The sequence below is a fragment of the Embleya sp. NPDC050154 genome (assembly GCF_044460165.1).
Lineage (GTDB): Bacteria > Actinomycetota > Actinomycetes > Streptomycetales > Streptomycetaceae > Embleya.
In genome coordinates this window covers 110,321-123,173 of record NZ_JBITJP010000018.1, presented here as the reverse complement: position 1 = coordinate 123,173, position 12,853 = coordinate 110,321, and the positions used below count along the sequence as shown (strand labels likewise).

13 protein-coding genes, 1 other RNA gene and 1 pseudogene are annotated in these 12,853 nt (G+C 72.0%); 8 read left to right on the top strand and 7 right to left on the bottom strand.

Features of this window, described 5'->3' with window-relative positions; translation table 11 throughout:
* Window positions 1–49 precede the first annotated feature (49 nt).
* A complete protein-coding gene (locus ACIBSV_RS32585) occupies window positions 50–1,357 on the bottom strand; it encodes a PASTA domain-containing protein (protein WP_395869439.1) in 1,308 nt (435 codons plus the stop codon).
* Between the two features lie 169 nt (window positions 1,358–1,526).
* Between ACIBSV_RS32585 and ACIBSV_RS32580 the strand changes: the two genes are divergently transcribed.
* The 3 genes from ACIBSV_RS32580 to ACIBSV_RS32570 all read left to right on the top strand — a co-directional run bounded on the left by ACIBSV_RS32580 (window position 1,527) and on the right by ACIBSV_RS32570 (window position 4,382).
* Window positions 1,527–2,354, top strand: a complete 828-nt coding sequence (locus ACIBSV_RS32580; RefSeq protein WP_395869437.1) for a Nif3-like dinuclear metal center hexameric protein — start codon at window positions 1,527–1,529, stop codon at window positions 2,352–2,354.
* A gap of 136 nt (window positions 2,355–2,490) precedes the next feature.
* The gene (locus ACIBSV_RS32575) at window positions 2,491–3,234 is read left to right on the top strand and encodes a zinc ribbon domain-containing protein (protein ID WP_395869606.1); all 744 of its coding nucleotides are present in this window, start codon (window positions 2,491–2,493) and stop codon (window positions 3,232–3,234) included.
* A complete protein-coding gene (locus ACIBSV_RS32570) occupies window positions 3,231–4,382 on the top strand; it encodes a bifunctional RNase H/acid phosphatase (RefSeq protein WP_395869435.1) in 1,152 nt (383 codons plus the stop codon). The genes ACIBSV_RS32575 and ACIBSV_RS32570 overlap by 4 nt, the downstream gene beginning before the upstream one ends.
* A 267-nt stretch (window positions 4,383–4,649) precedes the next feature.
* On the opposite strand, the gene rnpB is transcribed toward ACIBSV_RS32570, so the two are convergent.
* An RNA gene (gene rnpB / locus ACIBSV_RS32565) (RNase P RNA component class A) lies at window positions 4,650–5,059 on the bottom strand.
* A 41-nt stretch (window positions 5,060–5,100) separates the two neighbouring features.
* Window positions 5,101–6,528: pseudogene (locus ACIBSV_RS32560) on the bottom strand (RNB domain-containing ribonuclease); the annotation flags it as partial.
* Window positions 6,529–6,678: 150 nt separating this feature from the next.
* On the opposite strand from ACIBSV_RS32560, the gene yaaA reads away from it, so the two are divergent.
* From yaaA to ACIBSV_RS32540, 4 genes are all read left to right on the top strand, one after another.
* Complete coding sequence (yaaA, locus tag ACIBSV_RS32555) at window positions 6,679–7,476, top strand: peroxide stress protein YaaA (RefSeq protein WP_395869434.1); 798 nt, start codon at window positions 6,679–6,681, stop codon at window positions 7,474–7,476.
* 175 nt (window positions 7,477–7,651) lie between these two features.
* Entirely contained in the window at window positions 7,652–8,332 is a 681-nt protein-coding gene (locus ACIBSV_RS32550; protein WP_395869432.1) for a DUF732 domain-containing protein, read from the top strand.
* Between the two features lie 127 nt (window positions 8,333–8,459).
* The gene (locus ACIBSV_RS32545) at window positions 8,460–8,696 is read left to right on the top strand and encodes a chaplin (protein ID WP_395869604.1); all 237 of its coding nucleotides are present in this window, start codon (window positions 8,460–8,462) and stop codon (window positions 8,694–8,696) included.
* Between the two features lie 297 nt (window positions 8,697–8,993).
* A complete protein-coding gene (locus ACIBSV_RS32540) occupies window positions 8,994–9,683 on the top strand; it encodes a bifunctional DNA primase/polymerase (RefSeq protein ID WP_395869430.1) in 690 nt (229 codons plus the stop codon).
* A gap of 29 nt (window positions 9,684–9,712) precedes the next feature.
* Here ACIBSV_RS32540 and ACIBSV_RS32535 read toward each other — a convergent pair whose 3' ends face one another.
* Entirely contained in the window at window positions 9,713–10,672 is a 960-nt protein-coding gene (locus ACIBSV_RS32535) for a hypothetical protein (RefSeq protein WP_395869428.1), read from the bottom strand.
* A 122-nt stretch (window positions 10,673–10,794) separates the two neighbouring features.
* On the bottom strand, window positions 10,795–11,643 hold the full coding sequence (gene map, locus ACIBSV_RS32530) for a type I methionyl aminopeptidase (RefSeq protein ID WP_395869426.1): 849 nt from the start codon (window positions 11,641–11,643) through the stop codon (window positions 10,795–10,797).
* 106 nt (window positions 11,644–11,749) lie between these two features.
* On the opposite strand from map, the gene ACIBSV_RS32525 reads away from it, so the two are divergent.
* Entirely contained in the window at window positions 11,750–11,962 is a 213-nt protein-coding gene (locus ACIBSV_RS32525) for a hypothetical protein (RefSeq protein WP_395869602.1), read from the top strand.
* Window positions 11,963–11,987: 25 nt separating this feature from the next.
* On the opposite strand, the gene ACIBSV_RS32520 is transcribed toward ACIBSV_RS32525, so the two are convergent.
* Both ACIBSV_RS32520 and ACIBSV_RS32515 read right to left on the bottom strand, forming a co-directional pair.
* The gene (locus ACIBSV_RS32520; protein ID WP_395869424.1) at window positions 11,988–12,176 is read right to left on the bottom strand and encodes a hypothetical protein; all 189 of its coding nucleotides are present in this window, start codon (window positions 12,174–12,176) and stop codon (window positions 11,988–11,990) included.
* Window positions 12,157–12,759, bottom strand: coding sequence for an MgtC/SapB family protein (locus ACIBSV_RS32515; RefSeq protein WP_395869423.1), 603 nt, complete (start codon window positions 12,757–12,759; stop codon window positions 12,157–12,159). The genes ACIBSV_RS32520 and ACIBSV_RS32515 overlap by 20 nt, the downstream gene beginning before the upstream one ends.
* Window positions 12,760–12,853 lie beyond the last annotated feature (94 nt).

Genomic DNA, 12,853 nt, shown 5'->3' with positions numbered 1-12,853 from the left:
GCCGGTCCCGGTCGCCCGCGGTGCGCCCGGCCCCGATCGCCGCCGTGCGTCAGCCCGGGCCGGTCGCGGTCGCGCGCGGGGCCACGCTCACCGTCACGGTCGTACCGATCGCCACCGCCTCGCCCGAACCCGGGGTCGAGCCGGTGACCACGTCGCTCCGGGAGGCCCCGGAGGGCAGCCCGATGTTCAGGCGGGCGTTCTTCAGCGCCGCGGTCGCGTCGGCGACGGTCAGGCCGGACAGCGGCGGGACCGTGGTCGTCACCGGAGCCGACGACGGGGCGGGATCGGTGGGCCTGATCGTGATCGGCGGCCGGATGACCGGCGGCGTGGTCCGAACCCCGGACATGGTCACCACGATCTCCGCCTTGTCCCGATCCACCTTCTTCCCGGCCGCCGGGTCGGTGGAGGCGATCGTGCCGCCGGTGCCCTTGACGACGCCGCGAAAACCCTTCTCCCGCAGCAGCGCGACACCCTGCGCCTCGGTCATCCCGACCACGTTCGGCACGGTCAGCTTCCCTGGCGCGCCGGTGCTCGGCGAGGCCGAGTCGGACGCATCGGGTGTGCTGGTCACCGGCGCCTCGGTGGTCGGCACGGCGGCCGGGGAGGACGCGGCCGAGGAGCCCGCCGACCCCGTCGGGACGACCTTGGCCGCCGGCTTCTTGTCGTCCGAGCCCGCCATCGCCATACCGATCAGCAGCGCCGCGACGATCGCGGCCACCGTCGCGGCCACGGCGCCGGCGATTCTGGTCCGCCGCTTGCCGCCCCGACGCTCACGATCGTCGTGGTACGGATCCACCGGTGCGCCGACCGGTCGCCGGCCACCGTCCGGGTCGCGGTCCGTGGACACCACCCGCACCGAGAACGGCGCGCACGCGGACACCCGCATGTCCCGGGCGGACACCACCCGAACCGGGATCTCGCTCTCCTCGACCACCCGGGACACCGGTTCGAAGGCGCTGCCACCGCTGTCCGCGCCCACCTCGCCCAGGCCGAACATCCCGCTCGGCGCGACCTGGTCCTCGATGTCCGGGGGCACCGTGTAGACGATCGTCCAGATCCGGGTCTCGCCCGGATACACATCGGGCGCGCCGGGGCGGTCCAGGCCGATCCGCCGGCCGACGTCCCGGGGCAGTTCGGGGTCGTAGCGGTCCGGCGCGCTGCCCGCGTTGCGCAGGGTCAGCGTCACCATCACCGTCTCGCCGGCGGCCGCGGTGATCCGACGAGGTTCGCACCATGCCTGGACCGCGCAGGCCGGATCGCCCATGCGCTGGCCGTGCAGGTCGGTGCCGCATTGTTCGCCCGGGCAGTACGCGTCCGTCTCCAGATAGGGCGTACCGCACAGCAGACAGTGCACCATCGTCGTCGTCCCCCTCGTCGGTCGTACGACAGTGCGAGCCTGCCTACCGCACAAACGCTTCGGATGGGGCCGACTTCACACAATCCGGGGGCACTCCGGTGCACTGCGTTACCGTCCGCCCCGGATGCCCGAATCCGGGGCGGCGACCTCGGAGCGGTAACCTCCCTTCGTGCCCAAGCTCTCCGACGTTGTCAGCGCCCTCGAACGGATCTACCACCCCGAGTGGGCCGAATCCTGGGACGCGGTGGGGCTGGTCTGCGGCGACCCGGACGCCGAGGTGCGCTCGGTGATGTTCGCCGTGGACCCGACCCGGGCGGTCGCCGACGAGGCGCTCGCCCGCGGCGCCGACCTCCTGGTCACCCACCACCCGCTGTTCCTGCGCGGAGTGCACTCGGTCGCCGCGACCGGATTCAAGGGGCGCGTCGTGCATACGCTGATCACCGGCGGCTGCGCGTTGCACGTCGCGCACACCAACGCCGACTCGGCGGCCCCCGGCGTCTCGGACGCGCTCGCCGCCGCGCTCGGACTGACCGTCACCGCCCCGCTCGACCCGGCCCCGGCCGACCCGAGCGAGTGCCGGGGCATCGGCCGGATCGGCGAGTTGGCCGCCGCCGAGACGCTCGCCGCGTTCGCCGCCCGGGCCGCCCGGGCGCTGCCCGCCACCGCGACCGGCCTGCGCGTGGCCGGCGACCCGGACCGCCTGGTGCGCACCGTCGCGGTGTGCGGCGGCGCGGGTGACAGCCTCTTCGACGCGGTCCGCCGCAGCGGCGCCGACGTCTACGTCACCGCCGACCTGCGCCATCACCCGGCCTCGGAGGCGCTGGAACACGGCGGCCCCGCGCTGCTGGACGCCCCACACTGGGCCACCGAGTGGCCGTGGCTGGCGTACGCGGCCCAGGAACTGACCCGTGCGCTCGCCGCGACCGGTACTACGGTGGAAACCCACGTGTCGGAACTAGTCACGGACCCGTGGACGTTCCACACACCGCACCGCTGAGCGCCGTGACGACGCGCATGTGGCCCGATCGGCCCGACCGTCGTCCGCAACACCCGAAGCCACCCACCGAAACGCAACGGGTGGGCGGGTGGGAAGCAACCTCCCGCCCACCCGAGCCGCATCCAAGGAGCCCCCGCTGAACGCCGCGCCCGCCGACCAGCTCCGCCTGCTCGACCTCCAGGCCCTCGACTCGCGAATCGACCTGCTCGCCCACAAGAAGCGCACGCTGCCGGAGAACGAGGAGATCGACCGCCTCGGCTCCCGGCTCGCCCGGTTGCGCGACCTCGTGGTCGCGGGCGAGACCGAGGAGAGCGACGCGGCCCGCGACCAGACCAAGGCCGAGCAGGACGTCGACCAGGTCCGCAAGCGCGCCGAACGCGACCAGCAGCGACTGGACTCGGGCCACGTCACCTCGCCCAAGGACCTGGAGAACCTCCAGCGCGAGGTGGCCTCGCTCGCCAAGCGCCAGGGTGACCTCGAAGAGGTCGTCCTGGAGGTGATGGAACGCCGCGAGGACATCCAGGGCCGGCTGGTCAAGCTGGTCGCCGAGCGGGACGAGGCGCAGGCCGCGCGCGACGCCGCCGAGTCCCGGCGGGCCGCCGCCGAGGCGGAGATCGACACCGAGGTGAGCGCCACCACCAAGCAGCGCGCGGTGATCGCGGCGGCGATCCCGGCCGACCTGATGAAGCTGTACGAGCGCATCCGCGAGCAGTCGCACGGCGTGGCCGTGGCCCCGCTGTTCCAGCGCCGCTGCGAGGGGTGTCGGCTGGAACTGGGGATCACCGACCTCGGCGCGATCCGGGCGGCCGCGCCGGACGCGATCGTGCGCTGCGAGAACTGCCGGCGCATCCTCGTCCGCACGGCCGAGTCGGGCCTGTGAGGCTCGTCGTCGAGGCCGACGGCGGTTCCCGGGGCAACCCGGGGCCGGCGGCCTACGGTGCGCTGGTGCGCGACGCCGAGACCGGCGAGGTACTGCACGAGGTGGCCGAGGCGATCGGCGTGGCGACCAACAACGTGGCCGAGTACCGCGGTCTGATCGCCGGCCTGGGCGCGGCGCACGCGATCGACCCGACGGCGACCGTCGAGGTGCGGGCCGACTCCAAGCTCGTGGTCGAGCAGATGTCGGGCCGCTGGAAGATCAAGCACGCCGACATGCGCGACCTGGCGACCAAGGCCCGAGGCATCCACCCGCCCGGGCAGGTCACCTACACGTGGATCCCGCGGGAGCAGAACAAGCACGCCGACCGGCTGGCCAACGAGGCGATGGACGCGGCGGCCAAGGGCCGGGCCTGGACCCCGCAGGAGTCCACCGCGTTCGCCACGCCCCGGGCCCTGGAGCCGGAGGTCGAGGAGCCGATCACCACCAAGGTCCGCCCGACCGCCCCCGGTTGGGGCCCGGACCTGGGTCGCCCGACCACGCTGGTGCTGTTGCGACACGGCGAGACGGTGCTCACCCCGCAGAAGCGCTTCTCCGGCACCGGCGCCGATCCGGACCTGTCCGAGCGCGGTCGTTGGCAGGCCGCGCGGGCGGCCGAGGCGTTCGCCGAGCGCGGCACGATCGAGGCGATCGTGTCCTCGCCGCTGGGTCGCTGCCGGCAGACCGCGGAGGCGGTCGCACAACGACTGGGCCTGAAGGTGCGCGAGGAACCCGGCTTCCGGGAGACCGACTTCGGCGCGTGGGAGGGACTCACCTTCGCCGAGGCGCGCGAGCAGACCCCGGACGCCCTCGACGCGTGGCTGACCTCGGCGGACGCGGCCCCGCCCGGTGGCGAGAGCTTCACCGAGGTGGCCCGCCGGGTCGAGGTGGCCCGGGACAAGACGATCGCCCGGCATCCCGGCAGGACCGTGCTCGTGGTCACCCACGTGACGCCGATCAAGACACTGGTACGGATCGCGCTCGGCGCCCCGCCGGAGTCGATGTTCCGGATGGAACTGTCCGCCGCGGCGATCAGCGCGGTCCAGTGGTGGTCGGACGGCAACGCGTCGCTGCGGGTGTTCAACGAGACCGCGCACCTGCGCGGCGCCTGACATCGGGCGGCGTGGTCGAACAAAGGTTTGACGGCGCCGTCCGACGTGTGGCATAGTCGGAAGCGCCTTCAGCGTGCCCGCCAGTAGGAATCCGGGCGGACCACGCGGAGGACCAAACTTCCGAAAGCCCCGAGCCTGGGTTCAGGCCGGGGCTTTCGGCTTTGCCCGGCCGGCCCCGGACGGCTCGTCACGGTCGGCCCGACGCCTCCCGCGCCGTCGACCGGCGAGCCGCGTCGGCGGGGGAGGGGGCGAGAAAAAGGAAGGCGACGGATGAGTCGGCCTCTACGCCGGGTTCTGTCTCCCGGGAGCCTTGCGGCGCCCGGGGAGGCGGCCATCCATCTACGACTGCCGTTGCCGACAGCCTCCAGCGGTCTACCCGCGAACTCGGGCGGGCCGCCCTCGAACGTTCGCGCAGAGCACGTGTGACGGTGCTCCTCTTGACCTTGCTCCGGGTGGGGTTTACCTAGCCGCCCGAGTCACCTCGGGCGCTGGTGGTCTCTTACACCACCGTTTCACCCTTACCGATCGTCCGAGGACGTCGGCGGTCTGTTTTCTGTGGCACTGTCCCGCGGGTCGCCCCGGGTCGGTGTTACCGACCACCCTGCCCTGTGGAGCCCGGACGTTCCTCGGCGGAACCCTCCGAGGAGGAATCCCGACGCGGCCGCCCGGCCGACTCATCCGTCGTGCCCGCCATCCTAGCGGGTGCGCCCGGCGCCTTCGCCGGGGCGAACCGCACCCTGCGCCGGGCGTCGTCGGCCTCGGTCAACCGGACCCGGACCCGCTCGCCCAGGCCCAGACCCGGCCCGTCGAAGCGGGCTCGCACGGCGGGTTCGGCGAGTTGTACCGTCCCGCCGTCGCCGCGCTCGTTCAGGTCAACCACCACCGCGTCGAACTCGTCGCCGACGTGGTCGGCGAGCACGACCGCCTCGACCAGGGAGACCGCCTCGCGCTCGACCTCGTGCGCCCGCCGATCGCCGGTCTCCATCGCCTTCGGCAACTCGTGCAGCCGCGCGCCCACCCAGTCCGGCACGTCGGTGCCCGCGACCAGGGACACGCAGATCTCGCCCGCGTACCGGTCGACCAGCCGCCGCAGCGGCGCGGTCACGTGCGCGTACTCGTCGGCGACCGCCGCGTGCCCGGCCTGCTCCGGGACCCCGGCGTCGAACGCCGTGTAGCCCGCCCCGCGCAGCAGACCGGTGGCCTCCTGGAGGAACGCCGCGTGCCGCGGGTTGTCCGGATCGAGCGAGCGGATCACCGCGCCGTACGTGTCGCCGTCGGGCCATGCCACATCGAGCGCGCGGCCCACCCGCCGGACCTGGGCCAGCGCCTCCGGCGCCGGTTCGGGCAGCGTGCGCAGGATGCCGACGCCCGCGTACGTCATCAGGTCGGCGGCGGCGATCCCGGTCAGCAGCGAGATCTGCGCGTTCCAGCCCTCGGCCGGGATCGGCGCCCGGTATTCCAGGCGCCAGGTGTCGCCGTCCTCGACGATCTCCTGCTCCGGGATGGGCAGGCTCACCCCGCCCCGTTCGCTCTCCAGCACCTCGCGCAGCATGCCGATCTCGGCGAGCAGCGCCAACGGCTCCTCGGCGGTGCCCGCCTCGATCGCGCGCTGCACCTGGGGATAGTCGAAGCGGGCCCGGCTGCGCACCATCGCGCGAAAGACGTCGGTGCCGATCAGGTCGCCGGATTCGTCCAGGTCGAGCACCCACACCAGCGCGGGCCGGTCCGACCCCGGCAGCAGGCTGGCCGCCGCCTCGGACAGGATCGGCGGATGCAGCGGGATGCGCTCGTCCGGCAGATAGAGCGTCTCCACCCGGCGCATGGTCTCCGCGTCCAGCGCGCCGCCGGGGGTGACCCAGGCGGCGACGTCGGCGATCGCGTAGTGCACTCGATAGCCGGTGCCCCGACGCGTCAGGTGCATCGCCTGGTCCAGGTCCAGCGACTCGGCCGGATCGATGGTCAGGAACGGCAGTTCGGTCAGATCCCGGCGGGTCAGGCTCGGCCCGCGCCGGGCGGCAGCCTCCGCCTCCGCCGACACCTCGCGGGAGAACGGGCCGGGCAGCCCGAGGTCCGCACGCAGGCGGGTGAAACCGGCGCGAAGGCGATCACCGTCGGCGGACCTGATGTGGAGATGGCGACGAGGCACGGGTCGAGCTTAGGAAAGATCGGCTGCGGTGCGAAGGACTTCACCGGCTTTTCGCCCGCGCGCCCGGAGCCGCTGCGTCATGATCGGCCCGACTCCTCCCCATAAACTTGATCGACCCCCTTTCCGCCCGCGCCGCTTGGAGTCCCGCCCGTGCTCGTGTTGTTGCCGCCCTCCGAGGGCAAGGCCGCTGCGGGGACGGGCCCCGCGCTCGATCTCGCGGGCCTTTCGATGCCGGAACTGAACTCCGTGCGGCGGCAGGTGCTCGACTCGCTGATCACGCTGTGCGAGGGCGACGAGCTCAAGGCGCTGGAGGTGCTCGGGCTCGGTCCGAAGCTGCGCGGCGAGGTGCTGCGCAACCTGGACCTGCGCGAGGCGCCCGCGCTGACTGTGGCCGCGCTGTACACCGGTGTGCTCTACGACGCGCTGGACCTGCCCACGCTCACCGGCGCGGCGGCGGCGCGCGCGGCGGGTTCGATCCTGGTGTTCTCCGGCCTGTGGGGGGCGTTGCGGCCGACCGACCGGGTGCCGCCGTACCGCTGCTCGATGGGTGTGCGGCTGCCCGGGATCGGCGCGCTCGCGGGTCAGTGGCGCGCCGCGATGGCCCCGGTGCTGCCCAGGCTCGCGGGCGAGGAACTGGTCCTGGACCTGCGGTCGGCGGCGTACGGCGCGGCCTGGAAGCCGACCGGCGCGGTGGCCGAGCGGACCGCGACGGTACGGGTTTTGCACGAGCGGATCGTGGACGGCGTCGCCAAGCGCTCGGTGGTGAGCCACTTCAACAAGGCGACCAAGGGCCGGGTGACCCGGGACCTGCTGGTCTCCGGCGCCGAACCGCGCAACCCGGCCGAACTGGCCGACGCGCTGCGCGCACTGGGGTGGACCGTGGAGACGGCCGAACCGAAGCAGGGAGGCACGCCCTGGGCGCTGGACATCGTGGTCGCCGCGGTCTGAGTACGGCGGGCATGTGTGCGATTGCGATCGAAAGAAGACTCGCCTTGACAAATGAGGAGAGCTTCATGATCCTGACGCTTCCTCCGCGGGCCAAAAACAAGGCATTTCGTCCTACTTTGGATGATCCGTGCGCCGTGCTCGACGGAGGCGACGATCCGACATCCATGGGGGATGAGTGAGTTACCCGCCGCCGCCCGGCCAGGACCCGAACCAGCCGTACGGCCAGCCCCAATACGGACAACAACCGTACCCGGGGCAGCAGCAGCCCGGCCAGTACGGCCAACCGCAGTACCCGCCGGGCCAGTACGGCCCGCCGCAGTACCCGAGCGGCTACCCGCAGGGCGCCGGCTACCCGCCCCAGCCCGGCCGCAGCCGCAAGGGCCTGTGGATCGGCGTCTCGGTGGTCGCGGTGCTCGCGATCGTCGGCGTGATCGTCGCGGTCGGTATGTCCGGTGACGACGACAAGAAGAGCTCGGCGTCCTCGACGTCCTCGGCGAGCGCGTCGACCGGCTCGAAGTCCGGATCGGCGACGCCGTCGACCAAGCCGACCAAGCGCGTCACGTCGCCCGATCCGGACACCGACGAGGATTCGGACCCGCTGCCCGGCGGGGGCGGCGGACTCGGCGAGAACAACTTCCTCAGCACGTTGCACCTGCTCGTCCCGGCGACGAAGTCGAAGCCGGACGCCGAACTCGTGGCCCAGGGCAAGCAGGCCTGCGCGGACCTCAAGTCCGGGAAGAGCCTGGTCGAGACCGCGACGAAGGTGACCGCGGTGAGCGCGATGCAGGAGAAGGCCATGCTTGTGGGCGGTGCGGTGCCCGCGTTCTGCCCGGAGCAGAGGGGCAACATGAAGTAGGGCTCGTCGGTCCCGCAGTGAACGAGTGAATCTCGCCCGCCGCGCGTTTCCGCCCCCCCACCACGTCGTTGACCAGCGTGCCGAACCTGGTCGGCACGTTACGTGGAGGAACAACGCTGTGACGAACATGAAGAAGATCGCCGCCGTCGCGGCCATGGCCGGTGGCATCGCGGCCATGGGCGCCGGCGTGGCGACCGCGAGCGCCGAGTCCGAGGGCGCGGCGGTCGAGTCGCCGGGTGTCGCCTCGGGCAACCAGATCGCCGGTGACCTGCACGTCCCGGTCAACATCTGCGGGAACACGGTCGACATCCTGATCGCCGTGCTCAACCCGACGTTCGGCAACACCTGCGTCAACGCGGGCTGATCCACGCGCCGCGGCCCGCCTCCCGGGCCGCCGCCGGCGCGACTGCCCCGTTCCCGGCATTCGGGAACGGGGCGGTCGTCGTTGCGGGCGGCGCGCCGAACCGAAGCGATCCGCGATGTACATTTCTCGCGGGTTCACGGCGTCGTACCGGTGCTATTCCGATCACCTGCGAACCCGGTCGGCATATCGACTCGGGCGACCCGCGATGATGGGGATTGCTCGGGCCGGTCTTCCGCGTTGTATACGCAGAGGCGCCGTGTGGGGCGCGTACGAAACGCACGCGGAAGAAGGGGTTCCATGGAGCGAATGGGCAGAATGGCCGGATGGCTGCGCCGTCGACCGCGTGAGGATCCGGACACCGTTCGCGACCGGCGGGCCGGACTGCTCATGGACCTGGTCGAGCGCGGCTGGCCCGTCTGTCCGGCGGCGCACCCGGTGGGCTTCGGCTGCTCCTGTGACCGGGTCGGCTGTCCGGCACCGGGCATGCACCCGGTCTCGTTCGCGTGGCAGACCCAGGCGTCCACCGACCCGGTCCAGGTGGCGCGCTGGCTGGAGTTGTATCCGGAGGCCAACTTCGTCACCGCCACCGGCGCGGGCCACGACGTGTTGGACGTACCCGCGCGGGCGGGCGAGATCGCCCTCGCGGTATTCGCCGAGCAGGGCATCGAGATCGGTCCGGTGGCCTCCTGCGGCCCCGAACGCACGCTGTTCTTCACCGCGACCCGCGGCACTCCCGCCGACGAGGACGAGTGGTGGCCGTGCGAGTTGGACTGCCATCCCGAGACGCTGGACGCGCATCCGGGCCTGCGCTGGCACTGCCGGGGCAGCTATGTGCTGGTCCCCTCCGCACAACACCCCTCGGGGCAGCAGGTGCGCTGGATCCGGGGCCCCGAACTGCCGCTGCCCGACCCGCTGCGGGTGCTGGACGTGCTCACCGACGCGTGCGACACGGTGGGCGCGACGGCCGGCGACGTGCGCTGGATGTAGCCCGGCCCACCCGCCCCGGCGCCGGCGGATCACTCGCCGTCGGCGCCGACCAGGCCGTACATCCAGCCGACAAGCTGCACCTTGCCGCCGGCCTTGGGGACCACCGCGACGTACTCGGAGAGCCGGTGCTCGGTGACCGCCCTGGTCGGCTTGCCGGTCAGGAAGGTCAGGGTCGAGGGGTCCACGTCGCCCAGCCGGCGCGGCGGTTGCACGGTCAGCTTGACGCTGTGCTGGAGTGCGAAGAGCACCAGTGCGCCGCCGTCCTTCGTGCGCAGCGCGAGCGGCGGGAACTGGTTCGCCGCGCCGTCCACCGTCTGCCGCACGAAACCCTCACCGATCGGCTCGTCACGCTGCTTGCGCAACTGCGCGGTGTACGGGTCGGGCCCGAACAACTCGGCGCGGGTCTTGCCGTCCTTGAGGAACTCGGTGAGCACGGGCCCCAGTTCGCCGGGCGCGGCGGCCAGTCCGGTGGCGTTCGGGGCGACCGGTTCGAGGTAGCCGTCCGCGTCCCGCCGCAGTTCGGGCAACGGGCTCTGCAGGGTCGGGCCCCACGCGGCCTGCCAGACCGCGTCCGGGTTCGCCTTGACGAACACGAGCAACTGCGGCTTGGCGTTGTTGAAGTTCGGCGTGCTGTGCACGGCGAACCACTTGGGCCAGCCGATCACCTTGGGGATCAGGAACTCGGGCCGCTCGTGCTTGATCGGCGCCTTGCCCAGATTGCCGCGCGGGTCGGTGAAGCTCAGGATCTTCAGACCGGCCTGGTCGAGCGCGCCGAGCGAACCGGTCTCCACCCGCGCGTTGAGCGGGAGGTCGCGGTTCGCGTAGGCCTGGTTGTTCTGCACCTCGTAGTCGTGCAGCACCTTGCCGGCCTCGTGCCGGTCCAGGGCCTCGACGGGCGTCGTGGAGCCGTGGACGGCGACACAGCCGGTGGCGGTGAGCGCCGTCACGAGCAGGGCGGCGGCCGTGGCCACCGCGCGGGATATGCGCATCGGTACTCGGCACTCTTCCAGGGGAGCGGGCAGGAGGAGATCTCGCGAAACCTTACTGCCCGCGCCCGGTGCCGCACCGCGCCCGCCCGGTGTCGACCACGGCCACACGGAAGTACACGCAGCTACGCGACGGTCAGGACCTCGGCGCCGGTGTCGGTGACGACCAGGGTGTGCTCGAACTGCGCGGTGCGCTTGCGGTCCTTGGTGACCACGGTCCAGCCGTCGTCCCACATGTCGTAGTCGTAGCTGCCCAGGGTCAGCATCGGCTCGATGGTGAAGGTCATCCCGGGCTCCATCACGGTGGTCGCCCGCTCGTCGTCGTAGTGCGGGATGATCAGCCCGGAGTGGAACGAGCTGTTGATGCCGTGGCCGGTGAAGTCGCGGACCACGCCGTAGCCGAAGCGCTTCGCGTAGGACTCGATGACCCGGCCGATCACGTTGATCTGGCGTCCCGGCCGGACCGCCTTGATGCCCCGGTTCAGCGCCTCGCGGGTGCGCTCGACGAGCAGCTTCGACTCCTCGTCCACGTCGCCGACCGGGTAGGTCGCGTCGGTGTCGCCGTGCACGCCGCCGATGAACACGGTGACGTCGATGTTGACGATGTCGCCGTCGTTCAGGCGCGTGGTGTCCGGGATGCCGTGGCAGATCACCTCGTTGATCGAGGTGCAGATGGTCTTGGGGAAGCCCCGATAGCCCAGGCAGGACGGATAGGCGTGGTGATCCAGGACGTACTCGTGGGCGATCCGGTCCAACTCGTCGGTGGTCACGCCCGGTGCGATGTGCGCGGCGGCGGCCTCCATCGCGCCCGCCGCGATCCGGCCCGCGACGCGCATGCGCTCGATCGTCTCGGCGTCCTGCACCTCGGGCCCCGTGTACGGGGTCGGCGCCGGCTTCCCGACATACTCCGGCCGCGGGATGTCGGCGGGAACAGAGCGGATGGGGGTTGCCTTACCGGGTACGAGAATCGCCATAACCAGCGAGTGTAGCCGGCGCCGCGACCGAGGCATCGATCGATACGACGGATACGACCGGATACGACGGACAGCAGCTCGAGTGGGCGGAGGACGGGTCGTGAGGTTGAGACTGTGGCGCAAGCCCGAGGGGCGCGCCGGCGAGTGGTACTACTGCATCAAGCACGCCAAGGTCGAAGAGGGACCGGAGTGCCCGGCTCGCGACCGGCTCGGACCGTACGCCACCCGTCGGGAGGCGGCGAACGCGCTGGAGACCGCGAAGACGCGCAACCAGGTCTGGGAGAACGACCCCAACTGGAACGACCCCGGGCGCCGCTGAACCGGCCGCTCGGCCGGCGGTCGGGTCACTCGGAGGGTTCGGGGACCCGCCCGCCGCCCGCGGTGAGCACTCCGGGCAACTCGGAGATGCCGGACACCAACCCGGTGGGATCGGCCGGGCCCTCCAAGAGCAGGACCACGGCCGCGGCCCGGGGCTCGATGGAGGTCTCCCCGGGGTCCTCCGCGGCCTCGCGGTCACGGTTGTGCACGGACACGTCCACCACGGTGAACCCGGCGCCGGTACAGGCGACCAGGACCGCGGAGAGCACACCGTGCCCGGGAAGGTAGCCGATCCGGACCTCGGCCACCCGGCTCCGCGGCCCGCTTATCCTGCGGATGATCGGCGGATAGCCGTACACGACCACGAAGTGCAGCGTGGTGACCCCGATCGCGAGATAGGGCAGGGCCCGCGCCGCAGGCCATGCCGATCGCGCACGTCAACCAGACGACCGCGGCGGTGGTCAGGCCGCGCACCGTGTCGCGGCGGACGAAGATCAGGCCGCCGCCGATGAAGCCGATGCCGGAGACCACCTGCGCGGCGATCCGGGACGGATCCCAGCCGACGTGGCCCGCGGGCAGCACGTCGGCGAAGCCGTACTTGGAGATCTCCATGAACAGTGTGGTGCCCACGCCGACCAGTGCGTGGGTGCGCAGTCCCGCGCTCTTCTGGCGCACCTCGCGCTCGACGCCGATCACGCTGGAGAGCACGAAGGACAACATCAGCTCGGAGAACTGGGTCCACCCCTGACTCTGCGCGATCCCCTGCGACCAGGCCGCCAGGGTCGTGCCGGAATCCACGCGCCCACCTCCTCCGCCCGGGACCGGGGGTCCCGGGGCTGCTCGACCGCTTTCCCGTCCCCCGCACGCTACGACCTCGGACAAAGCCGTGGGT